Below are 24757 nucleotides of genomic sequence, written 5' to 3'. Positions count from 1 at the left end.
TATGAGATTTCACACAAGAAAATGGATAAAACCAGAAGATTTAAACCCAAACGGAACTTTATTTGGAGGTAGACTTTTAGAATGGATAGATGAAGAAGCTGCGCTTTACGCAGTGGTACAATTAGAAAACCAGCATGTAGTAACAAAATTAATGACAGAAATTGATTTTAAAAGCTCTGCTAGCCAAGGAGATATTATAGAAATTGGTATTGATGCTGAAAAGTTTGGTAAGTCTTCTTTAACCTTACGTTGCGAAGTTAGAAACATGATGACCAGAGAAACTATAATTACTATTGAAAAGATTGTAATGGTCAATTTAGACAAAGAAGGAAATGCTGTACCACATAATAAAACAAAGGTTGAATTTGTAGGAGATAGATTAAACGCCTAGTAATTAAACGAGTAAAAAAACATAATAACGATAATAAGAGGTAGTTACAGAAATTGTTGTGATATTGTAGTATATATAAGTTGTTAGTAATACACTATCAATACGTAAAGAAAGAAAAAATATGCTATTAATCCCTTTTCGTAATGTAGTGTTTAACTATTTTTTTAGTTGTAAGCTCCACACAATTTTAGTGCTTATTTTAATAAATAGTACAAACCTACATTCTCAGACCACTTTAATACCAGACTCAAATTTTGAGCAAGCCCTTATATCTTTAAATATAGATACTAATGGGTTAAATGGTAATATTTTAAACACAGATGCTATTGCTGTAACTACCTTATTTATTGGTAATATTGGTGTAAATGATTTATCAGGTATTGAAGCTTTTAAAAACTTAGTAAATTTATTTGCTTATAATAACCAGTTAATTTCTATTGATTTAAGTTTTAACCCTTATTTAGAAATTCTAGATTTAGATAACAATAATTTATCTTCTTTAAATCTTAACGTAAATACAGATTTAAAAAGTGTTTATTTAAGTAATAATAATTTAAATAGTTTAGATGTAAGTAATAATCTGCAATTAGAATATCTATCTTGTAATCTTAACAATCTTAATGCTTTAGATCTTTCTGTAAATACAGCTTTAAAAGATGTAAGATGTTATGATAATAATTTATCGAATATAGATATTTCTACTAATACTAATTTAGAATATCTGTTTATAGCACAAAACAACTTAACTTCTTTAGATTTATCAGCAAATACAGCTTTAAAAACAATTACATGTGATAATAATAGCTTAAATAATATAGATTTATCAAACAATGTTAACTTACGTTATTTTAGTTGTTCTAATAATAATTTAAGTAATTTAAACCTTTCTACTAATTCAAGTATGAGGTATTTACTTTGTAATAATAATAACCTTACTAGTTTAGCAGTAAATAATTTAAGTGATTTGTTCTTGTTTTATACACAAAACAATCAAATTCAAGAAATAGATATTTCTAATAATCCTGATTTAAAATATGTAAGAGCAGAATATAATTTGCTTAATACTATAGATGTTAGAAACGGAAATAACCATCGTATAAATGAATTTGTTGTAACAAATAATGAAAACTTAAATTGTGTTTTTGTAGATAATACTGCTGCTAGTTATTTAAATAATTGGGAGGTAGGGAGTTCTTGTAATTTTGTTGCAGATGAAAGTGAATGTCAAACCTTAACTTCACAGGATTTTTTAAATGTAGATTTTGCAATGTATCCCAATCCAGCAAGTTCTTCTCAAGTAACTGTAAATTTAAATACTCCTGCAGCTACTATTTCTTTATACACTGTAAGAGGCCAGTTTCTTTTAAAAAAACCATTAGAGCAAGGAAACAATACCTTAGATATATCTAGATTAAGTACAGGATTATATATTGCAGCAATAAAAACAGAGGATACTACAGTTACCAAAAAATTAATAATACAATAAAGCTACTCTTTAAGTAATACTTTTATTCTATTGTCTAATTTCGTACCAGAAATTTTGTCACTTGCAATTCTTCCTTGTTTATCTATCAATATTTTGTATGGTATAGATGCTACACCATACCTAAAAGCTATAGATTTATTTTTGTCTAAAATATGCGTATTCCAACTTAAATTATCTGTTTCAATTGCGCTTAACCATTCTGGTTCTGCTTTATCTTCGCTAATACTTAAAATAACAAATTCCTCATTTTTATATTGCTTATACAATTGTACTAAATTAGGATTTGTAGCTCTACAAGGTGCACACCAACTTGCCCAAAAGTCTATAAGTACAACTTTTCCTTTTAAGCTAGCTAATGTTATGGTTTGTCCGTTAGTATTTGGTCCGCTTAAAGCATAAGCCATAGGTCTGTATTCTATTGGTTTTATACTTTGCTGCGCTTCTTTTTCTTCTAGATTAGCAATATCTTTATCAAGTAATTTAACAGCAGGTATTTTTTTTACGTTAGCGGTTAATGTATCGTGGAGTTTTCTTAAGCTTTTAGTAGAAAAACTATGGTAGTTTTCTTTAAATACAAAAGGAATAAAGTTTGAGTTGTTATTAGATTCAATAAACTGTTTTACAAAAGCAATTTTTTCAATCTGTAAATTTTCCAAATCTGTATTTAAAAGAGACGCTCTTTTGCTTGCTGTTTGTGGAGATTTATATTTTAAAAATAATTCACGCTCTTTATAATCAAAAGCATCCATTTTAGATTTATAATCAATGTACACTTTTTGTGTTTCAGAGTTTGATGAAGTAGAAGAAAGAAATAAATTACTATGTAAAAACATATTAATTTCTGATGCATCTACAAGAAATTTATACATTACATCACTTTCATCTATTTTAATAGCATAAAATACGGGGTTTTTAGCAACCCCTTTGTATGTAAAGGTTTTTTCTTTAATGTAAATAGTATCCAGTAAAGTAAGTGTATCGCTCTCTACTTTATAGATATATGCTGTATTTAAATTAGTATTAAAGGTGGTTCCGCGTACAATAAATTCATTCTCTACTAATGCCTCAGAGACTTTAGTGTTTTCATTAACTTTAATACTTTTTTCCTTTGTGCAGCTTGTTAAGCCAATTAAAATAAAAGAAAGAACTAGAAAGTGAGGGAATTTATTTCGCATTTTATAGATTATTGAACTATTAAAATACTAAATATTTTTTAGATATTTTTTTTCTACATAAAAAGTAGCAAAAGGTAATATAGAAGCAACAAGTACAATAGCCATTGTTTTTGTGTTCCATTTCTTCTCCATACCAACTATAATTGCTAAAGCTACATAAGCAACAAATAGTAATCCATGAGGCATACCTAATAGCTTTACAAAATAATCACTACCATTTGGTGCACGTTTATAGATAGCAGCAGCCATCAATAATAAGTAAGAAACCCCTTCTAATAATGCTACTAAACGGAAAATATTTTTTAAAGAAAACATATATTTTAATATTAAGATGCAAATATAATTATAGTTTTTAACGTATCTTTAAAAAACAAGTTATTAATCAAACCAATTACAAATGAAAGTTCCTTCACTAATTATAGTGCTTTTTGCACTTACTTACAATTCTTGTAAAAAAAAAACAGAACCAATTGTACAAGAAACCACAGAATTTAAAATAGATTATGAGAAATTTGTTTTAGATAATGGTTTAGAAGTTATTTTACATGAAGACCATAGCGATCCTATTGTTGCAGTAGCAACCATGATGCATGTTGGTTCTAACAGAGAAAAACCAGGTAAAACTGGATTTGCCCATTTTTTTGAACATATGAGTTTTAATGATTCTGAAAACGTACCTGTTGGTGCAAACCGAAAAATGATTCCAGAATGGGGAGGAAGCAGAAACGGAGGAACCTGGAGTGATGGTACAGTGTATTATGAAGTAGTACCTAAAGATGCCTTTGAAAAAATACTATGGATAGATTCTGATCGCTTTGGCTACATGATAAATACCGTTACCAAAGAAGCCTTAGAACGTGAAAAACAAGTAGTAAAAAACGAAAAAAGACAACGAGTAGATAACGCTGCTTATGGTTATACCGATGAGATTATTAGAAAATATTTATATCCAGAAGGACATCCTTATAGCTGGACAGTTATAGGAGCGCTTCCAGATTTACAAGCAGCAACCATTGAAGATGTTAAAGAGTTTTATAACCAATATTATGGAGCTAGCAATGCCTCTTTAGTAATTGCTGGTGATATACATATTGAAGAAACCAAAGCCTTAGTTGAAAAATGGTTTGGAGAAATACCAAGCGGACCAGAAGTAGAAAAGTTACAGGTAGATCCTGTGGTGCTTGATGAAACAAAGTCTTTATATTTTGAAGATAATTTTGCAAAACTACCTGAAATGAGAATGGTATTTCCAACTGTTGAAGAGTATCATCAAGATGTGTATGCACTAGAAATTTTAGGGCAACTTTTAAGCGGAAGTAAAAATGCTCCTTTATACAATGTAATTGTTCAAGAACAAAAATTAGCGCCAAATGTAAGTACATATCAATCAAGTAATGAATTAGCAGGAGAGTTTGTTTTTAGAATTCGTGCCAATGCAGGAATAGATTTAGATAGTGTAAAAATAGCTATTGAAAAAGGACTTACTAAGTTTGAAACCAATGGCGTAAATGAAAATGATTTAAAACGTATTAAAGCAGAATTAGAAACAGATTTATATCAAGGCGTTAGTACTGTTTTAAACAAAGCTTTTCAGTTAGTACAGGATAATGAATTTAATGGTGATCCTGGTTTTATTGTAAAAAGAGCAAAACTAACAGAGGCAGTAACTGCAGCAGATGTTATGCGTGTGTATAACCAATATCTTAAAGATAAAAATTACGTAATGACTAGCGTAGTACCAAAAGGGCAATTAAATTTAGCTGTTACAAACGCTATTCCTGCAACGGTTTGGCAAGAAAAAGTACGTTATAATGTAGCAAATGAAGAAGTAGGTCAAGGAGCAGAAGCTGTTTATGAAAAAACACCTGCTAAACACGATAGAAGTGAGCCTGCATTTGGCGAATTGCCTTTATTTAAAGCACCAGTGATATGGAAAGGAGAACTAGAGAACGGTTTACGTTTGTATGGTATAGAAAACAACGAAGTACCCTTAGTGCAATTTGATATTAGTATTCCTGGCGGACAATTACTTGATCCAATAGGAAAAGAAGGCGTTTCTAACTTATTAAGTAATTTAATGTTAGAGGGTACAGCAACTAAAACACCAGCAGAGTTAGAAGAAGCCTTAGGTTTATTAGGAGCCACTGTACGTATGTATAGTGATAAAGAAGATTTTCATATTACAGGTTCTTGTTTAACCAAAAATTTTGAAGGTACAATGGCTTTGGTAAAAGAAATAATATTAGAGCCTCGTTGGGATTTTAAAGAGTTTGAACGTTTAAAATTAGCCTTAAAAACTACTTTAAAAGACAGAGAGTCAAACCCTAATGCTATAGGTGCTAATGCATTTAATAAATTAATATATGGCGAAAATCATCGTTTTGGTACACCTGGCTCAGGTACGCTAGAAAGCATTAAAAACATAGCTATAAAAGATTTAAAATCGTATTACAATAACCTTTCTCCAAAAGAAGCTGATTTTCATATTGTTGGTGCAATTACTAAAGAACAAACAGAACATATCGTTGGTGTATTAAATATGTGGAATGGCTATAAAATTGCTGTTCCTCATTATAACTTACCTATTACTAATAGTAAAGAAAACCTATATTTTATTGATGTTCCAGATGCTAAACAATCCGTAATTTATATTGGTAAATTAGCGGTTTCTGCTAAAGATGAAAATGCTAATAAATTAGAATTTGCTAATGAAATTTTAGGAGGTGGCTCTAGTGGTAGATTGTTTCAAACCTTACGTATTGAAAAAGGATATACCTATGGTGCATATTCTGGATTTTCAAAAACTAATGAAGTAGCACCTTTTACTGTAAGAACAAGCGTTAGAGCAAATGCAACTCTAAAATCATTAGAAATCATTAAGCAAATGCTGGAAAATTACCAGTCTAGCTTTACAAATGCCGAAGTAAAATTAACAAAAAATAAAATTTTAAAAAGCAATACTAGGGCTTTTGAGAGTTTAGGAGCACAATTAAACGTATTAAAAAATATAAGTAAATATAATATGCCAGACACTTATATTGTTGATACACAAGATGCATTAGTAAAAATGACTTTAAACGATTATAAAACCACTATTAATAATTATTTAAATGAAGAGGAAATGATTTATGTAGTTGTTGGTGATAAAAAATTACTATTACCTGAACTTGAAAAATTAGGAAAGCCTATTGTAGAGCTTGATATTTATGGCAATGTAATAGAAACACCTTCTTTATATTAAATTTAAAATTTATAAAAAAACGCAACCTAATTATAAACTAGGTTGCGTTTTTATTTGTTATAATTAAAAGTTTTTAATTATCTGCAGACATTAAAGCAAAGAACTTGTCAATATTTGGTAAAATAATAATTCTAGTTCTTCTGTTTCTAGCTCTATCTTCACTAGTTTCATTACCTACTAAAGGTTGATAGCTACTACGCCCTGAAGCAATTAGTTTTTCTGGTGCTACATGGTATTGGTGTTGTAACTTTCTAACAACAGAAGTTGCACGTAATACACTTAAATCCCAGTTGTCTTGTATTTTATCTGTATTAATACTTCTTGCATCTGTATGCCCTTCAACCATTACATCAATACTAGATTCAGAGTTTATTACATCTGCTAATTTTTGTAAAATATGATCTGCTTTATTGCTTACTCTATAGCTTCCTGTGTTAAATAACATTTTGTCTGAAATAGAAATCATTACAACTGTTTCATCAATACTAACAGCAATATCATCATCTTCGTTAAAAGTAGAAGTATCCATTTTTTTCTTTAAATTATATGAAACTGCTAAGTCCATAGAATCTTTTAAAGTTTTTGCTTCACTAACTAAAGCAGGATCTACTTTAGCTAAAGTTTCACGCATCTTAGTTTTTGTATTGTTAGAAATTACTGCAACACCAGCAACATTTTCCATTTTGGTGTTATTTTCTTCGTTTAAAGAAGTATTTAAAGATGCTAATGTGTTAATTTTAGTATTGTATTGGTCTACACGTTCTTGAATTGCAGCAAATTTTCCTTCAAGATCTTCTTTTTCTACTCTAGTCTTTGTTAATTCACTTTTAATTTCTCCGTTTTCATTCTCTAAAGCAAGGTATTTCTTTTTAGATACACATGAGGTTAAAACAATAATAACAAGTAATAGTCCTGAAAATTTTTTCATAATAAATTTATAGTTTTTGTTTTCCTTATCTACGCACAAAATGCAATAATGGTTTTTCTTAATTGCGTTTTTTTAAAGCAAAAAAAAACGCAGTCTAAGTAAAAGACTGCGTTTCAAATGTTTGAAATCATAATTTATTTTGATAAAATTTCTAAATTTTCAATGGTTAAAACTTCAATTTGGTCATCCATTTCATCCATAATAGTTTCTGTAGAGTAGGTGATTTTAAATGTTTTTCCATTAAATCTTTCATTAGTTAAATCAAATTTCTTTGCTGCTTCATCAGCAATTGCATCAAAAACATGTGTGGTATCTGCTTCATCACTAAAATAATAAACTTCGTTTTCCATTCCATCAAAGGTTGCATAAATAGTTTCGGTGTCTTGAATACTAATAAAAGTACTTAGCGCAAAAAAGGCAATTAATAGCGTTTTCATATCTTATGTTTTAAAATTATTAATTAATATACGTTTTTTCACAATCTTTAGACTTATATAAAAATGGTAATTTTAAATTAAAATCTATTTCTAATTACAAGCTAACACTAGCAGCATATTTCATACTTTTGCAAAAATATTTTTATGCATTTTACAAGAACTTTTTCTACTATAAATACTAGGCAACGTATTGCTGTTAAACTAAACGCAAAAGGAGAGAGGTCTGTAATACAAAAACACCCTTGGGTTTTTTCAGATAGCATTATAAAAACAAATAAAGATCCACAAACAGGAGATCTGGCTATTGTTTTTGGAAAGAATAAAAACAAAATAATTGGTTTTGGTTTGTTTGATTTAGCTTCGCCTATTAGAATTAAAATGATTCATCATGGTGAGGCTATTGCCATTGATGCTAGTTTTTTTAATCAGAAAATTAAAGAAGCTTTTAATAAAAGAAGTTCTTTATTAAAAACAAATACTAATAGTTACCGATTGCTTTTTGGGGAAAACGATGGGTTTCCAGGTTTAATCGCAGACGTGTATGATACGGTTTTGGTAGTGAAATTGTATTCAGAAATTTGGCTACCTAACTTACAGAGTATTCTGGAATCTTTAATAAAAGTTAGTAATTGTAAAACAGTTGTTATACGCTTAAGCAGAAGTTTAGCACAAAGCAAGGCGCATGATTTAAAAGATGGAGAAGTAGTTTATGGTATTTTAAAAAACGAAGTAGTACAGTTTGTAGAACATGGTGTACACTTTTCTGCCAATGTAATTCATGGACATAAAACAGGCTATTTTTTAGACCATAGATTAAACCGTAAACAAGTAGGAAAGTGGAGTTCTGGTAAAACGGTTTTAGATGTGTTTAGTTACGCTGGAGGCTTTTCAGTACATGCATTAGCAAACCAAGCTAAAGAAGTTACTAGTTTAGATATAAGCAAGCAAGCTTTAGAAATAGCTGTTGCTAACGGGAAATTAAATTCCTATTCTGGTGTGCATAAAACTATTGCAGGTGATGCTTTTGCTGCTATGAAACAATTAATAAAGGATAAGGTTACTTTTGATGTGGTAGTTATTGATCCTCCTAGTTTTGCTAAGCAACAAAGTGAAATAGACTTAGCCAAGAAAAAATATGCACAATTAGCTACTTTAGGCTTGCAATTAACAGCAAAAAAGGGCTTATTAGTTTTAGCTTCCTGTTCTAGTAGAGTGCTTGCACAAACTTTTTTTGACATAAATGCACAAGTTTTAAGAGCTTCTAATAGAAACTATAATATTATTTTAAAAACACAACATGATACAGACCATCCTGTTGGTTTTCCTGAAGGTGCTTATTTAAAATGTGCTTATTATAGGTTAGACCAATAAATGTAAACGTTCAGAAACCTGAAACAGAATGAAAATGTGTATGAAATATAAGTTTCAAGTCTTATCTTTAAGATAAAAAATGAAAATTGTTTATTTGCTTTTTGTTATACTTATGATACACCAAGATAATAACGCTATAATTTACCATTTTAAAACAGAACAGAACACCAATAATTGGTATGTTCTTAATGATGGTGTTATGGGAGGACTTTCAGAAAGTACTATAGAAATTAATGCAGAAGGTAAAGCCTTATTTAAAGGTTACGTTACTACAGAAAACAATGGAGGTTTTGCTTCGGTTCGTTATGCTTTTAATACTAAAGAGGTATCTAAATTTACTCACGTAGTTTTAAAAATTAAAGGAGATGGTAAAGACTATCAATTTAGAATTAAAGAAAGTCAAGAGCAACGTCACTCTTATATTACAAGGTTTGCAACTTCTGGAAAATGGGAAACCATTAAAATAGCACTATCTGAGTTTTACCCTAGTTTTAGAGGAAGAATCTTAGATATGCCAAATTATTCAGCAAAGAAAATGGAAGAAATTGCATTTTTAATAGGCAATAAAACAAAAGAAGCTTTTCAATTAGAAATAGAAAGCATAGTACTAGAATAAAAAACAAATCTATTAGGTTAATATATCTATGTATAAATTAACTAGATAATCTATTATAAACAAAAACAATATATGGCATCATTTTCAGCATTAGGTTTACATAAAAACTATGTAAAGTCTTTAAAAGAATTAGGAATTAAAGTACCTACAGAAATTCAACAACAAGCAATTCCTCTTTTATTACAATCTAAAAAAGATTTAATTGGTTTAGCACAAACAGGAACAGGAAAAACAGCCGCTTACGGTTTACCTGTTTTACACAGAATTAATACGAATAAAGCAGAAATTCAAGCCTTAATTTTATCACCAACTCGTGAGCTTGTACAACAAATTAAAAAGCAGCTCTTTAAATTCACTAAATATAATGATGCTAAAATATTTTGTGAAGCGGTTTATGGTGGTGAAAAAATAGATATTCAAATAAAAAATCTAAAACGTACTACACATATTATTGTAGCAACTCCAGGACGTTTAGTAGATTTAATTAGTAGAGATGTAATAGATTTAAAAAATGTAGAAACCTTAGTTTTAGATGAAGCAGATGAAATGCTAAGTATGGGTTTTAAAGAAGATTTAACAACTATTTTAAAAACTACAAAAGCATCTAAAAATACTTGGCTTTTTTCGGCAACCATGCCAGAAGCTTTAAAAGATATTGTAAAACGCTATATAAAACCAAATGCTATTAAACTTGAAATAAACAGAAATAGTCTGGTAAATGCTAATATTTCGCATGCATTTGTAGAAACAACAATACAAAATAAAGTAAATGTATTAGTTGCTCTTTTAGAAGAAAGAGATACAGAACGAGGTATTATTTTTTGTAAAACAAAAGCAGGAACACAAGCATTAACACACCAACTGCAGCAAGAAGGTTTTAATGTAGGCGCTTTAGAAGGAGACATGCAACAAAGAGATCGTGAAAAAGTAATGCGTGCTTTTAAAAATACAAGTTTACAAATACTAATTTCTACAGATGTATCTGCAAGAGGTATAGATGTAAATAATCTAGGCTTTGTAATCCATTATCAGTTACCAGAACATTTAGAATACTATACACACAGATCTGGTAGAACTGCTAGAGCTGGAAAAAAAGGAGAATCTATAGCTTTAATACTATCTAATGAGGTTTCTAGAGTACAACAAATTGAAAAAGCACTAGGAATTAAAATAAATCAGAAAACAGTTTAAGTTATTTTTTATACTTTACACATTTTAAAATAAGTTTTTGGAAGAGCAGGGTTTTATAAATGATTTAAAAGCAGGAAAGCAATTTGCCTATGCAAAGCTAATAGACCTTTTTCAACAAAAGGTTTTTGCTACTTGTATCTCCTTTGTGCCAAATAAAGAAGATGCTGAAGACATAGCACAAGATGTTTTTGTTGAAGTTTTTAATTCTATTCATAAATTTAAAGGAAACTCTAAATTATCTACATGGATTTATAGAATTACCACCAATAAGTGTCTAGAGTTTATAAGAAAAAAGAATACCAAAAAACGATTTGCTTTTTTACAATCGCTTACAGGAAATGATTTTGAAATAGATAAAACAAATTATTTCACAGAAATAAACCATCCAGGTATTGTTTTAGAACAAAAAGAAACAAGTAAAACTTTATTTTTAGCTATTAACCAGTTGCCAGAAGCACAAAGATTAGTATTTACATTAAATAAAATTGATGATAAAAGTTACAAGGAAATAAGTGAAATTACAGAAAAAAGTATTAGTTCTATAGAATCCCTTTTATTTAGAGCTAAAAAGAATTTACAAAAATCACTAGAACACTTTTATAAAAATGAAAATTAAACGCAAGTTTTTAAAACTTTATGCATCTAAATATACATGAAAGCAAATAATAATATTCAAGAAAAAATAGAAAATACGTTTAAAGCTGCAGAAGCAATTAAACAAGTGCCTGTTTCTCCTTTTTTTAAAGATAAAACCATGCAACGTATGTTTTCTAAAAAAGAAGAAGAAAAAGTTGCTTGGTCATGGTTTACACCAAAGTTACAACTTGCTACTTTGGCTTGCGTTATTGTTTTAAATGTAGTAGCGTTTAAGCAACTTAATAAAACGAGTTATGATGAAAATATTAATCAACTTGCAGAGTCTTATGGGTTTTCTGCCAGTGATACTAATACTTTATTAAACTAATGTAAATGAAAAAGAACACAATTTTATACGTTTTTTTAGCTTTTTTAATTGTAGTAAATGGCTATTACCTCGTGAATTCTTTTAATAATCAAAATAATAAAAGAAATGAAGGTAAAAAACCTGTTAGTTTTATAAAACAACAATTAAATTTTACCGAATCACAATCTCAAAGTTTTGAAAAATTAAATAATAAACATCATGCAAACATGATGCAAATTAATGATGCTTTAAAAGAGTTAAAAGATGCTCTTTTTAATAATTTATCTAGTGATTCTGTAAATGAAAAAACCGTAGATTCTTTAACATCGTTAATAGGTAATAAGCAAAAAGTTATTGAAACAGAAATATTTTACCATTTTAAAAGTATTCAAGACTTATGTAATGATAAGCAAAAAGAAAAATTAAAGAACATATTAAAAGATGCCTTAAGAAGAGGAGAAAATGAAGATAGACCTCCTCATCCAAACGGACAACAAGGTCCTCCAGAAGGTGAAAATGGACATAGACCTCCACCTCCTAATGATTTTTAATACAAACAGCAAAAGCACTTTTTAATAAGGTGCTTTTTTTTTGGCTTTTATTTAACAAATTACGCCACAAGTAAAATCATTTACTAGCATCTAAAAGTACATAACAATAAAATATTTTAATTATGAAAAGTAACACATTTAAAACAATAGTATTCGTTTTTACATTAACAGTATGTATGACTAATTCAAGTTTTGCACAATCACAAGACAGACAACAAAAAACACCTCCAACATTTAGTGAAATGTTAGAAGAAATGGATGCCGATGAAGACGGTAAACTTTCTGAAGATGAAGTAAAAGGGCCTTTAAAAGATGAGTTTTCTACAATTGATACAGATGAAGATGGTTTTATTTCAGAAGAAGAATTAGAGGAAGCTCCTAAACCAAAGGGAAGAGGAAAAAGATAAAATAGTGTATAGTTTTTAGATAGTTAATTAAAGGCTTCATACGTAAATATGAAGCCTTTTTTACACCTATAACATAATTTAATAAGAGTTGTAAATATGAAAATTTTTAGAAAAATTAGACGTACCCTCTTGATCTCTGGTAAAGCAAAAAGTTACATGGTTTATGCCTTAGGTGAAATTGTACTAATCGTTATTGGTATTTTAATCGCATGGAAAATCAATAACTTAAATGAAATAAGAAAAAATAAAATTGTAGAAATTAAAATTTATCAATCTTTAAATGAAGAGTTAAATTCTAATTTAATGCTATTAGATTCCTCCATTTCAAGATATACAGAAGACTTAGAAATAATAAATACAACAATTAAGAGTATTGGATTAGATGAGGAGGATTTAACAGACAAAATAAAAGAAGGAATCATCAAGCTAAACTATAAACCAACCCAATTGCATAACGGAGCAATAAACTCTGTAAATAGTACCAATAAATTTGAATTTATAGAAAGTGTTATATTAAAAGACCTTATTGCTTCTTATCCTAACGAGTTAGATAGTTTTGAAAGTCAGGAAAATAAAATTGAAAATATTATTGTTAACCGTCTACAGCCTGCAATAGAACTGCATGTTTCTTTAATAGATCTTATTTCTAAACGCGGAATAGATTTTAAAAAAGCAAAATCTTTTACACAGCAATCTAATTATTTATCACTTTTAAATAGCAGAGAGTATCAAAATGCTTTGGTAGATAGGCTTTTGCAAACAGAAAAACAATTATTGAATAGTAAAGTTTTAAAAATTAAAACCGAAACTATAGCCTTTAAATTAAATAAAGAATTAAGTAATTTTTAAAAAAAAACGAATGGCATGCGCAAGTTTTTTTTTTATAGTTCATCTAAATATAAACACTTAAAAACGGAAATTATGAGAAAGATATTTTTAAAAAATTCATTATTAGCAATTGCATTAATACTTATAACAAGTACTATATCTTGTAGTAGTGATGACAGTAATAGTGTATCAGATTTAGAAGATGATACAAATACAGATAATGTAGTAGTTTCTGTAAATTCATCTTATTTTACAACAGCAGATGGATCTGTAACTATAACTACAGTGCCTTGTACATTATCAGATGGTACAACAACAGATTGCTACCAAGTAGTAACAAGTAGTGCTCCTTCAGATCACGAAATGGGTCCATGGTGTCCTGATAATATTGCAGATGATGCTTCAGCAGGAGGTATTTGGCTAGATGGAGGTGAGGTTTATGATGTAGATGGTGCTTTTATAGAAAACCTGGCTACTTTTTATAATGATAATAATTGGATGATGTATGATAGTAATGGTGATATTTATATTACCGAAACAGAAGACGATTGTATTAATGCCGCTAATCCAAATGTAAGTGAAGAATATGAGAATTTTTGTGTAGAATGTTTACCTTCTTATATCGCAAATTTAACGCAAACATGGCTAATTCCTATAAATCCAGTACTTCAAGATACAAATACTTTTTTTGCAACAGGAGTTGGAGGACCAGGTAATACAGCTCCTTCCACTCGTGGTATAGCTTTAAATGGTATAGAGTTTTCTGCACCTGCTCCTGTAGATAATATTCTTGGTGCATATACTATTGCTCCTTTTGATGATGCAGGTGGACATATTAATGTAAATCAAGGGTATCATTATCATGCTGCAACTGGTTTTAGTACTAAAATAGAACAAACAGATGGGCATGCAGCTTTAATTGGTTACGCTTTAGATGGAAATGGTATTTATGAATTAGAAGATGAAGATGGGAATTCTCCAACAGATTTAGATGTGCTAAGAGGTCATACAGATGATACTCGTGGTTATCATTATCATGTTGACCAAGCTGGTAACAACAATTTTATTAATGGTTTAAAAGGGGCTTACGCCATAAACTAAAAACCATATTGTTTCATCTTTTTTAAAATCTTTAATTATGTTTAATAAAATAATAGTATTTGTTTTTTTATTTATAAATATTTCTGCTTTTGCACATCAGCCAGAAACATCTACAACCATGTTGGTTGAAAAAGAAAATAATACATGGATACTTCAAATTAGTGCATCATTAACAGCTTTTCAACAAGAAATTAAAACACTTTTTCCAGAGTATAATACACCAGAAGAGTTTAAGCAAATGGTTATAGAACACGTTAAAAATAATATAGAAATTATAATTAATAACAATCAAAATATAGAGTTAAGCTCTGGAATTGTAAAATTAGGTCATGAAACAAAAGTTGTTTTTGAAGTGTTAGGAGTGCCTTCAGAAATTAAAAACGTATCTGTTAAAAACAGTACTTTTAAAGATGTTTTTAACAATAAAAGTGCATTGGTATTATTAAAAAATGGTTTTAAAAAAGAACATTTTGTTCTAAATAATAAAAATAATCACACTTTAAAACTAGTAGCAAATCAAAATAATTTTGTTGTTAAAACAATAAAAGAGGCTAACTTCTTTTCAACTAAAAGGCTATTTGTTTTGTTGGGTATATTAAGTGTTGCTTTGTTATTTAAACTGTTAATTTTTAGAAAATTATAATTATGAGTTCAAAAAAAATAATATGGTGTGCTACTATGCTGTTATCTGTTTTTAGTTATACAGGTTGCACTAGTGAAGATGATGGTATAAATAGTTATGATGTAGACTTGTCAGATGATATTATACAAGAATCGTATTTTAATTCTACATCATTAGTCTCTTTTGAAAAAATAGACTGCACCTTAGAAGACGGGTCTGCAGGAGATTGTTACCAACTAGTCTTTACTAGTAACCCTGTAGATAACGGACCATATTGCCCAACAACCATTAATGATGTTGGTGGATTAGGTATTTATGATGGTGCTACAAATCCGGGTTTTCAAGTAATGAAAGCTAGTCTGTTCAATGCTATGGAAGCAGATGGATATGACATTGTAGATGATGCTGGTAACATTTATATTGATGATTTTAATTCAGGGCCTGTAAATCAAGATTATTCGTATTGCCTAGAAGCTGCTCCTGATAATAATTTACTGTTAGTATTTTTAATTCCAGCAACGCCAGTATTTGCTTCTAGTAATAATACTATAGATTCTGTAGAGTTAATTGGTGTTTCTGTAGATGGTGTACCAATTAATGGAGATCCTCCTTCTGTTGCTAATCCAGGTAATGAAGTTGCAGGAAATATTCCTTCTTTAGACCCTTGTGGTGGGCATCATGATCCAGCAGGATATTATCACTGGCATTTTGTTGCAGAAACAATGAATCAGGTTTTAGAAGCTAACGGCATAAATGATGTAACATGTACATTAGTAAATCAAGTTTCTGGAAGTAAACTAATAGGTTTTGCCAAAGATGGTTTTCCTATATATGCGTATCAAGAAGAACCTGCTAATGTAGATGAATGTGGTGGTATTACAGCAAGTACAACAGAGTTTCCTGATGGCATTTATCACTATGTTGCTAGTAATACAGAAGCACCAAATGTTCCAAAATGCTTAAAAGGTGTTGCAGCAACAAATAACTTTAGATTTCAATAAAAATGAAGAAATTAATAATTGTTCTTTTGGTTGTGTTTGCGTCTATGCAAACTATACTTGCACACAACCCTTTGTCTGCAATGTATTACTTAGAAGTTAAAGAAAATGTTAGTATTCTAAACATTAGTTTAGCTCAAAATGGATTAGACGAAGCTTTAAAAAAACATTATTCTAATATAGATTTTGAAACACTACCTACGGTAGAGTACAAGCAATTAGCTGTAAAATATTTAAAAGAAAACTTTAATTTACATATTAATAGTAAATCTGTAGCGCTTTTAGAAGGAGGAATAAAATTAGGAAATCACCAAACAGATGCAAAGTTTATACTTTCAGAACTCCCTAAAAATTTTAAAAGTCTAAACGTAGAGGTAAAAGCATTTATAGAAAATAATCACCATCAAACTATTTTTTCGTTATTATTCAATGAAAATACTAGTAAAGTAATTTTAAATGAAACCAATAACTATAAATCCGCATTGATTTTTAAAAATAATAAAATGATTAAAGCAACTAAGCCATTTAATAAAAACTATTTATGGTCTATTTTCATAATACCTATATTTCTATTTGGAAAAAAAATAACTAAAAAATTAAAAGATGAAAGCTAACAACTTAAAAATAACATTTACCCTTTTTACAGTACTACTTACCATAGGTGTTTTTGCTCAAGGTCCTCCAGGTGGTGGTCAAGGAGGAGGAAGAGGACAAGAAGAAAAAGGTAAACCAGATGCATCCGAAATTCTGTCTAAACTAGATACTAACAAAGATGATCTTATAGATATTGACGAAGCTGCAGCAGATAAACGTGGTAAAATAGCAGAACACTTTGATGAAATAGATACAAATAGTGACACATTTATTGATTTAGAAGAATTGAAAGATGCTTTAAACGATAGAAAAAAGCCTAAAAAAATAGATCCTGAAAAACTAATCCAACAGATTGATGATGATGGAAATGGCAAACTAAACGAATTGGAAGTTGCAGCAAAAGGAAAAAAAGAATTATCTAACAACTTTACTGAAATAGACACTAATGAAGATGCAGAATTAGATGTAGATGAATTAAAATTTTTCTTTGAAAATAATATGACCGAGGAAAAGGACAGAAAATCTAAGCGTAAAGAAAGAGATTAATTGAATTAGTATTTTAAAAATGAAAAACCTAAAAATAATAACAGGCATCATTTTAATGAGTGTTTTTATTGGTTGTAAAAATTATAATAATAATAATAGCTCGCATACTCATGACGGACTAGAATATCACACTCATGATAATAACAATCATAATCACGATTCTAAAACGATTAAGGTTTCAGATTATTTTGGGGATTATGAAATAGAAGACAGTGCATATGGTACAAAAACAAAAGTTACTATTATTGGCAATCAACGTGTAATGATAACCAATTCATTACCTAATCATAAAACCGGTCAGTTTCCAAATCCAGGTAATCCAAATACCATTTCAGAACAAAATAAAACGTATAGTTTTCCCGTAAATCCTAAATATACAGGTAAATCACAATGGATGCGTGAACCAGGAATTGCCTTAAACGGCGTGAAATTTGAACCTCAAACCGCAGAGGTTGTTGTATGTGAAACAGGAGAAAATTACAGAGTAGAAGCAATACAAAATGTAATAGACTTAGGTTTAGATCTTAATCATGCACATGTACAACCAACAGGTGAGTATCATTATCATGGTACACCAACTTCAATGATTGAAACATTTGATACAGGAAATGATTTAGTACATATTGGTTTTGCTCATGATGGTTTTCCTATGTATTATTCAAAAAGTGGAAAATACAAACCAAGTTTTAAACTTTTAGAAGGAGATAGAGAAGGTGAAGATTGTACTTATACAACACACATAACCATTGATATAGAAGTAAAAGGCCATCATGATGGTACTTATGGTTCTGATTATGAATATATAGAAGGCTATGGGGATTTAGACGAATGCAACGGAATAGAAATAGATGGTAATTATATGTATTTAGTAACTAACGAATTTCCATATGTTGGTCGCTGTGTAATGGGTGAAGTAGAGCAAGACCAACAAGGGCCTCCACCATCAAACGGTCAAGGAGGTCCAAGAGGAAATCAATCTGACGGAAAACCTAACGCTTCACAAGTGATGCAAAAAATGGACACCAATAAAGACGGAAAACTAACAGCTGCAGAAATAAAAGGACCGTTAAAACAGGATTTTGATAAAATAGATACAAACAACGATAATTATATATCTAAAGAAGAATTAGAAAACCTATCCAGAGAAAAAAAGCAAAGACCATAAGGAGAGAAACACAAAAAAGAAGGAATTAATAAAGTTTCGCAAGTTATTTTTAATTTATGCATCTAAAAATAAAACACTAAAATTTACAATATGAAAAACCTATTTAAAATTACACTTCTAGCGTCCTTTTTAACAACAGGATTTATTGCCTGTTCAAGTGATGATAATAACACTAGTGAAGAAGAGGCAACAGAAGAATTTACTTGGTATCAAGATTTAGATGGCGATGGTTTTGGTAATCCAGACGTTTCTGTTTCTTCTGCAACACAACCAGATGGTTATGTGAGTAATAATTCAGATTCTGATGATACTGATGCCAATTCAGAATCAGGAGTAACAGCAACTTTACACGCTGCATATGGTGCTTTTAATACAGAAGCAACAGATATTTACCTATCTAATGATGGTGCATCTGTTGTTATTGAAACTACAGGTTTACCAGATCATGAAACGGTATATTGGGGAGTTGGTCATGAATTATATAGAGAAGAACCAGATGTAGATTTAACACCTTCTGTTATGTCAAGTAACAACAATGCAGTAACAATTACTGTAGATGCAACTCCAGATTTAACAGGTAATACTGTTAGTACAAATTTTGATACCATTGGTATTGCTGTAAGTGGTGCTTCTATATTTAATGATCAAGAAGGTGGTGGTGCATTAGATGCTGCTGCTGCTAGTTTAGATTGGACAGGTGCTCATATTGGTCCTGGTGTATATCACTATCACTTAGAACCTGTTGCATTTTCAGATGACGATGATAACTTAGTTGGTGTATTGTTAGATGGCGTTTTTCTTTACGGAAGAAAATGTATTTCAACAGGAACATATCCTACAGATTTAGATGCTTCAGGAGGACATACAAGTGCTACGCAATACACCGATGGCGAAGAAGAATACCACTACCATATTATTAATGAATTATACTCTAATACAGGTTCGTATATAGCATTTGCAGGACCTTACCAAGGTTACTAGATGAAAATTATTAAACTATTTTTATGTATAAGTTTTCTGCTTTGTATTGGTTGTAATTCTAAAACGAAAACAAAAAAGGAGAGTGCTGTTTCTATAAATACCATAGAAATAGAGGCTAATATTGTACATAAAGATAGTTTGGTTTTAAATGGAAATAAGGGTATTTGGTATTATAATAAAAAACCGTTTAATGGTTATGCTGTTAAATATCATAACAACAATACCCTAAAAGAGAAAACAGGTTTTTATAACGGAAAAAAAGAAGGAGTATATCGTGTTTGGTATGAAACAGGTGTGCTTAAATTACAATCATTCTACAACCAAAATGTATTACAAGGAAGTTATAAAGCGTATTGGAATAATGGTAATTTAGCGTCAGAGTCTAATTATGTAAACGGAAAAAAACAAGGTGTAGAACGCAAGTGGTTTTATAGTGGAAAACTTTCTAAAAAAAGAAACTTGTTAAATGATAAAGAAGATGGCTTGCAACAAGCTTGGTTAGAAAACGGAAAACTTTACGTAAACTACGAAGCTAAAAATGGTCGTATCTTTGGTATGCGACGAGCAAACTCTTGCTACCAATTAAAAGATGAAGTGGTAATTAGAAAAAAGAAATAATATGATGAAATACCTATCTATTCTTTTAGTGCTGGTTTTTTTTAGCTGTAATAAAGAAGTTAAAAAAGAAAATATAAAAGTAGAAGAAAACAGTAGAGTAGCGTACCTACCATATTATAACGACGAATCTTTTACGCCAAAATGGATAACGCCTAATACAGCAGAAGAAAAAGCATTTCATAAAATTCCAGACTTTTCATTAACCAATCAATTAGGAGAAAAGGTTACGCAAAAAACCTTTGAAAATAAGATTTATATTACAGATTTCTTTTTTACTAGCTGCCCAGGAATATGCCCAAAAATGACAGGAAACATGGCTAAGGTACAAGAGGTATTTAAAGAAGATGATGACGTATTGTTACTATCGCATTCGGTAATGCCAACCACAGATTCTGTGTCGGTTTTAAAAACATATGCTAAAAACCATAAGGTTATAGACCACAAATGGCATTTGGTTACAGGTGATAAAAATGAAATTTATAGCTTAGGTAGAGAACAGTATTTTGTAGAAAATGATTTGGGAGAACCAAAAAATATAGATGATTTTCTGCATACCGAAAACTTTTTATTAATAGATAAGAATAAACATATTCGAGGTATCTATAATGGCTTAAACAGAGCTTCTGTGGCACAATTAATTACAGATATTAAATCGCTAAAAACCGAATAAAAGCTAATTAATCTGTAATTACATTTTTAAAAGCCGACTAATTTTTATCTTAGAGAATTAAATTTTATAGATAAATGGTTAAAAAATCCCCTTATATATTCCTCCTTTTTTTGTTTATTAGTTCTTGTGCTACTTTTAAACCTCAATATGATACTACAATAACAAAAACTACTTTTCCAGATAAAGAAATTGCGCATTCTTTTTATTTAATTGGTGATGGTGGTAACTCTCCCTTAGGAGAATCTTCTAAAACACTTCAAGTATTTAAAGACGAGTTATCTAAAGCTTCAAAGAATAGTACTGCCATTTTTCTTGGAGACAATATTTACCCAAAAGGGTTACCAGATAAAGGCCATAAAGACCGAGAGTTTGCAGAGCATCAATTAGATGTTCAAACAGAAACAACATCAAATTTTAAAGGGAATACGCTTTTTATTCCAGGTAATCACGATTGGTATAGTGATGGTCTTAAAGGATTAAAACGTCAAGAAAAGTTTATTGAAAAAGCTTTAGGTAAAAATACTTTTTTACCAGAAAACGGTTGTCCTATTGAAAAAGTACATATATCAGACGATGTAGAATTAATTGTAATAGACACGCAATGGTTTGTAACCAATTGGAATAAGCATCCTACCATAAATGATGATTGTGAGATAAAAACCAGAGAACTTTTTTTTAACGAATACAGTAGCTTGATAAAAAAAGCAAGAGGTAAAACTACTATTGTAGCATTACATCATCCTTTATATACTAATGGTTTGCATGGTGGACAATACGATTTTAAAAGCCATATGAAACCTATTCCTGTTTTAGGTACTCTTAAAAACCTTTTACGTATTACTACAGGTGTTTCTAATGCAGATATACAAAACAAAAGATATAACGAACTAAGAAAAAGACTTATAACTATTTCGCAAGAAAACAGAAAAGTTATTTTTGTTTCTGGTCATGAGCATAACTTGCAGTATCTAGAGCAGGATAATATGCGTCAAATTGTTAGTGGTTCTGGCTCTAAGGTAACACCAACCAGAAATGTTGGAGGCGGACAATTCTCTTACGGAACTCCTGGTTATGCAAGACTTGATGTGTTTAAAGATGGTTCTTCGTATGTGCGTTTTTATTCGGTTGCAGACAATAAAATAGTATTTAAAACCCAAGTACTAGAGTCTGATGTTAATACTATAGATACAACCTACCCAGAAACTTTTCCGAAAGAAAAAACAGCTTCTATTTATACCGCAGAAGAAACCACTAAATCTGGTATTACTAAGTTTCTTTGGGGAAAACGATATAGAGATACTTATAGTACCAATGTTGCTGCTCCAACAGTAAATTTAGATACGCTTTTTGGAGGTGTAACTGTTGGTAGGCGTGGAGGTGGAACACAGTCTAAATCCCTTCGTTTAATTACAAAAGATGGTAAAAAACAATACGTAATGCGTGCTGTACGAAAACAAGGTACACAGTATTTACAAGCCGCTTTTTTTAAAGACCAGTATTTAGATGGAAATTTTGATGATACTGCTGCCGAAGATTTAATTCTAGATGTATTTACAGGATCACATCCTTATGCACTTCTTACGGTTGGTGATTTGTCGGATGCTATTGGTGTGTATCATTTAAACCCCAAATTATATTATGTGCCAAAACAAAATGCTTTAGGAGATTTTAATACACATTTTGGTGATGAACTATATATGATTGAAGAGCATGCGTCTGATGGTCATGGAGATCAAGCTAGTTTTGGGTTTTCTAATACGGTTTTAAGTACTTCAGATGTTATGGATAAACTGCACAAAGATGAAGACTTAGTAATGGATGAAGCAGCTTATATTAAAGCGCGATTATTTGATATGCTAATTGGAGATTGGGATAGACACCAAGACCAATGGCGTTGGTTAGAGTTTAAAGAAAATGATAAAAAAGTGTACAGACCGTTGCCTAGAGATAGAGATCAGGTTTTTTCTATCATGTCAGACGGAGCAATGCTTACTTCTGCAGTTGCCATAATGCCAATGGCTAGATTATTAAGAAAATATGATGACGATTTGGTAGATGTAAAAGGGGTTAACGTTGAGCCTTATCCTTTAGATATGGAATTTATTATGCAGTCTGATAAAGAGGTATGGAATGCACAAGTAAAAACCATTCAAGAAGGAATTACAGATGAAGTGATTGATAAAGCATTTTTAAATTTTCCAGAAGAAGTTAGAGGCGAAGTAACCAATAAAATTAAAGAAACCTTAAAAGCACGTCGTGCTAACCTTCAAAAAATAGCAGATAGATATTACAATTTAGTAAATAAATATGCAGTTATAAAAGGAACCAATAAAGACGATTGGTTTGATGTAGAACGTTTACCTGATGGAAAAACAAAAGTTACAGCCTATAGAATTAAAGGAGGTGAAAAGGCAGACATTTTTCATGAGCGTACGTATAACAGCGAGACAACTAAAGAAATTTGGGTTTATGGTTTAGATGATGAGGATACGTTTCATGTATTTGGAAAAGATGCTAAAAACCAAATGCGAGTACGATTCATTGGTGGGCAAAACAATGATGTTTACCATATAGAACAAGGAAAGAAAGTTACTTTTTACGATTATAAGTCTAAAAAGAATACGATACTAACTAAAAATGGGCATCAAAAATTTACAGATGATTATGAAACCAATGTATATAATTACAAAAAATTAAAAAATAATGTAAATGAACTTTTGCCAACTATTGGTTCTAATCCAGATGATGGATTAAAATTAGGAGTTTCAAACACCTACACTGTTTATGGTTTTGAACGAAACCCGTTTACTTCACAGCATACCATTTCTGCAGCGTATTATTTTGCTACCAATGGTTTTGAATTAAATTACAAAGGAGAATTCGCTAACGTTTTTAAAGGATTAAACTTTGGTTTAGATGTACATTTTAATAGCCCAAATTATGCAATCAACTTTTTTGATTATGGTAATTCTACTCCTAATTTTGAAGCAGATGATCTAGTTAGTATGGATTATAATCGTGTTAAAATAAGATCCTTTGGTGTAAACCCTTCTTTAATATGGCGCGGACAATTAGGTGGTTATTTTAAAGCTGGTATTCTGTATGAATCTAATGAAGTAGAACGAACTAACGGAAGGTTTATAAATCAATTTATAGGTGAAGGAAACGAAGTTAGTGATGCGTTTTATGGAGCAGATGCTACATATTCTTTTCAAAATAAAGATAATGAAGCATTTCCTACTTTAGGTATGCAATTTGGATTACAAATAGGTTTTAAAAATAATGTAGACTCTGGTAAAGGCTTTGGTTATATTATACCAGAACTAGGTTTTGATTATAAATTAATACCAAGTGGTAAATTAGTTTTAGCCACTAATTTTTCTGGACATTTTAATTTAGGAGATAACTTTGAGTTTTATCAAGCAGCTACTTTAGGAGCAAATACAGGTTTACGTGGGTATAGAAATGAACGTTTCACTGGTAAAAGTGCATTGGTGCAAAGTACCGATTTACGACTTAAATTTTTAAATCTAAAAACAAATTTAATTCCTATAGGAATTGGAGTTTATGGAGGTGCAGATTATGGACGTATTTGGGTAGATGATGCTTTAGTTGCAAATTCTGCTTATAATAGTGATAGCTGGAACACCTCTTTTGGAGGTGGTGTTTTTGTAACTATGATAGATATGTTTACCGCAAATGTTTCTGCTTTTAATAGTGATGATGGTTTGCGATTGGCTTTTAAACTTGGCTTTGGGTTTTAATACTTAGGAAACAAAAGAATATAACTAGAAGTGTAGTGCTTTTAATTAACAGTACATTTGCAATAGCTACAAGTATTTCTTTTGTTTCCTAAGGATATAATTTTACACTATTAAAGGGGTCTAATAAAACCAC

The 24757-nt window shown here is 30.1% G+C and carries 25 protein-coding genes; 21 read left to right on the top strand and 4 right to left on the bottom strand.

Going from position 1 to position 24757, the window contains the following annotated elements:
- Nucleotide 1 precedes the first annotated feature (1 nt).
- Both KO494_RS03440 and KO494_RS16090 read left to right on the top strand, forming a co-directional pair.
- Nucleotides 2-391 (top strand): acyl-CoA thioesterase, encoded by a 390-nt coding sequence (locus KO494_RS03440; protein WP_215966201.1) that lies wholly within the window; start codon nt 2-4, stop codon nt 389-391.
- Nucleotides 392-581: 190 nt separating this feature from the next.
- Nucleotides 582-1877 (top strand): T9SS type A sorting domain-containing protein, encoded by a 1296-nt coding sequence (locus KO494_RS16090; protein WP_215966200.1) that lies wholly within the window; start codon nt 582-584, stop codon nt 1875-1877.
- Between the two features lie 2 nt (nt 1878-1879).
- Here KO494_RS16090 and KO494_RS03430 read toward each other — a convergent pair whose 3' ends face one another.
- Both KO494_RS03430 and KO494_RS03425 read right to left on the bottom strand, forming a co-directional pair.
- Nucleotides 1880-3052: a TlpA disulfide reductase family protein gene (locus KO494_RS03430; protein WP_215966199.1), complete on the bottom strand. Its 1173-nt coding sequence runs from the start codon at nt 3050-3052 to the stop codon at nt 1880-1882.
- A gap of 27 nt (nt 3053-3079) precedes the next feature.
- Nucleotides 3080-3367 carry a DUF3817 domain-containing protein gene (locus KO494_RS03425; protein WP_215966198.1) on the bottom strand — a complete coding sequence of 96 codons (288 nt, stop codon included), beginning with the start codon at nt 3365-3367 and terminating at the stop codon, nt 3080-3082.
- A gap of 82 nt (nt 3368-3449) precedes the next feature.
- Here KO494_RS03425 and KO494_RS03420 point away from each other — a divergent pair, with 82 nt between their 5' ends.
- Nucleotides 3450-6293 carry a pitrilysin family protein gene (locus tag KO494_RS03420; protein WP_215966197.1) on the top strand — a complete coding sequence of 948 codons (2844 nt, stop codon included), beginning with the start codon at nt 3450-3452 and terminating at the stop codon, nt 6291-6293.
- A 73-nt stretch (nt 6294-6366) separates the two neighbouring features.
- Here the strand turns inward: KO494_RS03420 and KO494_RS03415 are convergent, their stop codons facing one another.
- Together KO494_RS03415 and KO494_RS03410 are read right to left on the bottom strand one after the other, a co-directional pair.
- Nucleotides 6367-7221, bottom strand: coding sequence for an OmpA family protein (locus KO494_RS03415; RefSeq protein ID WP_215966196.1), 855 nt, complete (start codon nt 7219-7221; stop codon nt 6367-6369).
- 134 nt (nt 7222-7355) lie between these two features.
- Complete coding sequence (locus KO494_RS03410; protein WP_215966195.1) at nt 7356-7658, bottom strand: hypothetical protein; 303 nt, start codon at nt 7656-7658, stop codon at nt 7356-7358.
- 144 nt (nt 7659-7802) lie between these two features.
- Between KO494_RS03410 and KO494_RS03405 the strand changes: the two genes are divergently transcribed.
- The 18 genes from KO494_RS03405 to KO494_RS03320 all read left to right on the top strand — a co-directional run bounded on the left by KO494_RS03405 (nt 7803) and on the right by KO494_RS03320 (nt 24624).
- Nucleotides 7803-9029 carry a class I SAM-dependent rRNA methyltransferase gene (locus KO494_RS03405; protein ID WP_215966194.1) on the top strand — a complete coding sequence of 409 codons (1227 nt, stop codon included), beginning with the start codon at nt 7803-7805 and terminating at the stop codon, nt 9027-9029.
- A 79-nt stretch (nt 9030-9108) separates the two neighbouring features.
- A complete protein-coding gene (locus KO494_RS03400) occupies nt 9109-9645 on the top strand; it encodes a CIA30 family protein (protein ID WP_252730295.1) in 537 nt (178 codons plus the stop codon).
- 72 nt (nt 9646-9717) lie between these two features.
- On the top strand, nt 9718-10836 hold the full coding sequence (locus KO494_RS03395) for a DEAD/DEAH box helicase (protein ID WP_215966193.1): 1119 nt from the start codon (nt 9718-9720) through the stop codon (nt 10834-10836).
- Nucleotides 10837-10873: 37 nt separating this feature from the next.
- Nucleotides 10874-11452, top strand: coding sequence for an RNA polymerase sigma factor (locus KO494_RS03390; RefSeq protein WP_215966192.1), 579 nt, complete (start codon nt 10874-10876; stop codon nt 11450-11452).
- A gap of 36 nt (nt 11453-11488) precedes the next feature.
- On the top strand, nt 11489-11800 hold the full coding sequence (locus KO494_RS03385) for a hypothetical protein (RefSeq protein ID WP_215966191.1): 312 nt from the start codon (nt 11489-11491) through the stop codon (nt 11798-11800).
- 5 nt (nt 11801-11805) lie between these two features.
- Nucleotides 11806-12330 carry a Spy/CpxP family protein refolding chaperone gene (locus KO494_RS03380; RefSeq protein ID WP_215966190.1) on the top strand — a complete coding sequence of 175 codons (525 nt, stop codon included), beginning with the start codon at nt 11806-11808 and terminating at the stop codon, nt 12328-12330.
- A 122-nt stretch (nt 12331-12452) separates the two neighbouring features.
- A complete protein-coding gene (locus tag KO494_RS03375) occupies nt 12453-12737 on the top strand; it encodes an EF-hand domain-containing protein (protein WP_215966189.1) in 285 nt (94 codons plus the stop codon).
- Between the two features lie 96 nt (nt 12738-12833).
- Complete coding sequence (locus tag KO494_RS03370; protein ID WP_215966188.1) at nt 12834-13586, top strand: DUF6090 family protein; 753 nt, start codon at nt 12834-12836, stop codon at nt 13584-13586.
- Between the two features lie 72 nt (nt 13587-13658).
- A complete protein-coding gene (locus tag KO494_RS03365; protein ID WP_215966187.1) occupies nt 13659-14666 on the top strand; it encodes a YHYH protein in 1008 nt (335 codons plus the stop codon).
- A gap of 37 nt (nt 14667-14703) precedes the next feature.
- Nucleotides 14704-15309, top strand: coding sequence for a hypothetical protein (locus KO494_RS03360; protein WP_215966186.1), 606 nt, complete (start codon nt 14704-14706; stop codon nt 15307-15309).
- Nucleotides 15310-15311: 2 nt separating this feature from the next.
- Nucleotides 15312-16289 (top strand): YHYH protein, encoded by a 978-nt coding sequence (locus tag KO494_RS03355; RefSeq protein ID WP_215966185.1) that lies wholly within the window; start codon nt 15312-15314, stop codon nt 16287-16289.
- Between the two features lie 2 nt (nt 16290-16291).
- The gene (locus KO494_RS03350; protein WP_215966184.1) at nt 16292-16900 is read left to right on the top strand and encodes a hypothetical protein; all 609 of its coding nucleotides are present in this window, start codon (nt 16292-16294) and stop codon (nt 16898-16900) included.
- On the top strand, nt 16890-17426 hold the full coding sequence (locus KO494_RS03345; RefSeq protein ID WP_215966183.1) for an EF-hand domain-containing protein: 537 nt from the start codon (nt 16890-16892) through the stop codon (nt 17424-17426). The genes KO494_RS03350 and KO494_RS03345 overlap by 11 nt, the downstream gene beginning before the upstream one ends.
- A gap of 19 nt (nt 17427-17445) precedes the next feature.
- The gene (locus KO494_RS03340; protein ID WP_215966182.1) at nt 17446-18591 is read left to right on the top strand and encodes a YHYH protein; all 1146 of its coding nucleotides are present in this window, start codon (nt 17446-17448) and stop codon (nt 18589-18591) included.
- A gap of 90 nt (nt 18592-18681) precedes the next feature.
- Complete coding sequence (locus KO494_RS03335) at nt 18682-19572, top strand: YHYH protein (RefSeq protein ID WP_252730288.1); 891 nt, start codon at nt 18682-18684, stop codon at nt 19570-19572.
- Nucleotides 19573-20190: a toxin-antitoxin system YwqK family antitoxin gene (locus tag KO494_RS03330; RefSeq protein WP_215966181.1), complete on the top strand. Its 618-nt coding sequence runs from the start codon at nt 19573-19575 to the stop codon at nt 20188-20190.
- A gap of 1 nt (nt 20191) precedes the next feature.
- Nucleotides 20192-20860: an SCO family protein gene (locus tag KO494_RS03325; RefSeq protein WP_252730282.1), complete on the top strand. Its 669-nt coding sequence runs from the start codon at nt 20192-20194 to the stop codon at nt 20858-20860.
- A 74-nt stretch (nt 20861-20934) separates the two neighbouring features.
- A complete protein-coding gene (locus KO494_RS03320; RefSeq protein WP_215966180.1) occupies nt 20935-24624 on the top strand; it encodes a metallophosphoesterase in 3690 nt (1229 codons plus the stop codon).
- Nucleotides 24625-24757: the final 133 nt, after the last annotated feature.

It is taken from the genome of Lacinutrix sp. C3R15 (assembly GCF_018860825.1).
Classification (GTDB): Bacteria; Bacteroidota; Bacteroidia; order Flavobacteriales; family Flavobacteriaceae; genus Oceanihabitans.
Note: the sequence above shows the minus strand (reverse complement) of the source record. Positions and strands in the feature narration are given on the sequence as shown.

What these genes read in the sequence shown, in the direction of transcription:
- KO494_RS03425 (WP_215966198.1), bottom strand. Translation starts at nt 3,367, where the DNA reads ATGTTTTCTTTAAAAAATATTTTCCGTTTAGTAGCATTATTAGAAGGG.
- KO494_RS03410 (WP_215966195.1), bottom strand. Translation starts at nt 7,658, where the DNA reads ATGAAAACGCTATTAATTGCCTTTTTTGCGCTAAGTACTTTTATTAGT.
- KO494_RS03365 (WP_215966187.1), top strand. Translation starts at nt 13,659, where the DNA reads ATGAGAAAGATATTTTTAAAAAATTCATTATTAGCAATTGCATTAATA.
- KO494_RS03380 (WP_215966190.1), top strand. Translation starts at nt 11,806, where the DNA reads ATGAAAAAGAACACAATTTTATACGTTTTTTTAGCTTTTTTAATTGTA.
- KO494_RS03405 (WP_215966194.1), top strand. Translation starts at nt 7,803, where the DNA reads ATGCATTTTACAAGAACTTTTTCTACTATAAATACTAGGCAACGTATT.
- KO494_RS03340 (WP_215966182.1), top strand. Translation starts at nt 17,446, where the DNA reads ATGAAAAACCTAAAAATAATAACAGGCATCATTTTAATGAGTGTTTTT.
- KO494_RS03440 (WP_215966201.1), top strand. Translation starts at nt 2, where the DNA reads ATGAGATTTCACACAAGAAAATGGATAAAACCAGAAGATTTAAACCCA.
- KO494_RS03330 (WP_215966181.1), top strand. Translation starts at nt 19,573, where the DNA reads ATGAAAATTATTAAACTATTTTTATGTATAAGTTTTCTGCTTTGTATT.
- KO494_RS03360 (WP_215966186.1), top strand. Translation starts at nt 14,704, where the DNA reads ATGTTTAATAAAATAATAGTATTTGTTTTTTTATTTATAAATATTTCT.
- KO494_RS03370 (WP_215966188.1), top strand. Translation starts at nt 12,834, where the DNA reads ATGAAAATTTTTAGAAAAATTAGACGTACCCTCTTGATCTCTGGTAAA.
- KO494_RS03350 (WP_215966184.1), top strand. Translation starts at nt 16,292, where the DNA reads ATGAAGAAATTAATAATTGTTCTTTTGGTTGTGTTTGCGTCTATGCAA.
- KO494_RS03395 (WP_215966193.1), top strand. Translation starts at nt 9,718, where the DNA reads ATGGCATCATTTTCAGCATTAGGTTTACATAAAAACTATGTAAAGTCT.
- KO494_RS03420 (WP_215966197.1), top strand. Translation starts at nt 3,450, where the DNA reads ATGAAAGTTCCTTCACTAATTATAGTGCTTTTTGCACTTACTTACAAT.
- KO494_RS03325 (WP_252730282.1), top strand. Translation starts at nt 20,192, where the DNA reads ATGATGAAATACCTATCTATTCTTTTAGTGCTGGTTTTTTTTAGCTGT.
- KO494_RS03400 (WP_252730295.1), top strand. Translation starts at nt 9,109, where the DNA reads ATGAAAATTGTTTATTTGCTTTTTGTTATACTTATGATACACCAAGAT.
- KO494_RS03335 (WP_252730288.1), top strand. Translation starts at nt 18,682, where the DNA reads ATGAAAAACCTATTTAAAATTACACTTCTAGCGTCCTTTTTAACAACA.
- KO494_RS03320 (WP_215966180.1), top strand. Translation starts at nt 20,935, where the DNA reads ATGGTTAAAAAATCCCCTTATATATTCCTCCTTTTTTTGTTTATTAGT.
- KO494_RS03385 (WP_215966191.1), top strand. Translation starts at nt 11,489, where the DNA reads ATGAAAGCAAATAATAATATTCAAGAAAAAATAGAAAATACGTTTAAA.
- KO494_RS03355 (WP_215966185.1), top strand. Translation starts at nt 15,312, where the DNA reads ATGAGTTCAAAAAAAATAATATGGTGTGCTACTATGCTGTTATCTGTT.
- KO494_RS03375 (WP_215966189.1), top strand. Translation starts at nt 12,453, where the DNA reads ATGAAAAGTAACACATTTAAAACAATAGTATTCGTTTTTACATTAACA.
- KO494_RS03345 (WP_215966183.1), top strand. Translation starts at nt 16,890, where the DNA reads ATGAAAGCTAACAACTTAAAAATAACATTTACCCTTTTTACAGTACTA.
- KO494_RS03430 (WP_215966199.1), bottom strand. Translation starts at nt 3,052, where the DNA reads ATGCGAAATAAATTCCCTCACTTTCTAGTTCTTTCTTTTATTTTAATT.
- KO494_RS03415 (WP_215966196.1), bottom strand. Translation starts at nt 7,221, where the DNA reads ATGAAAAAATTTTCAGGACTATTACTTGTTATTATTGTTTTAACCTCA.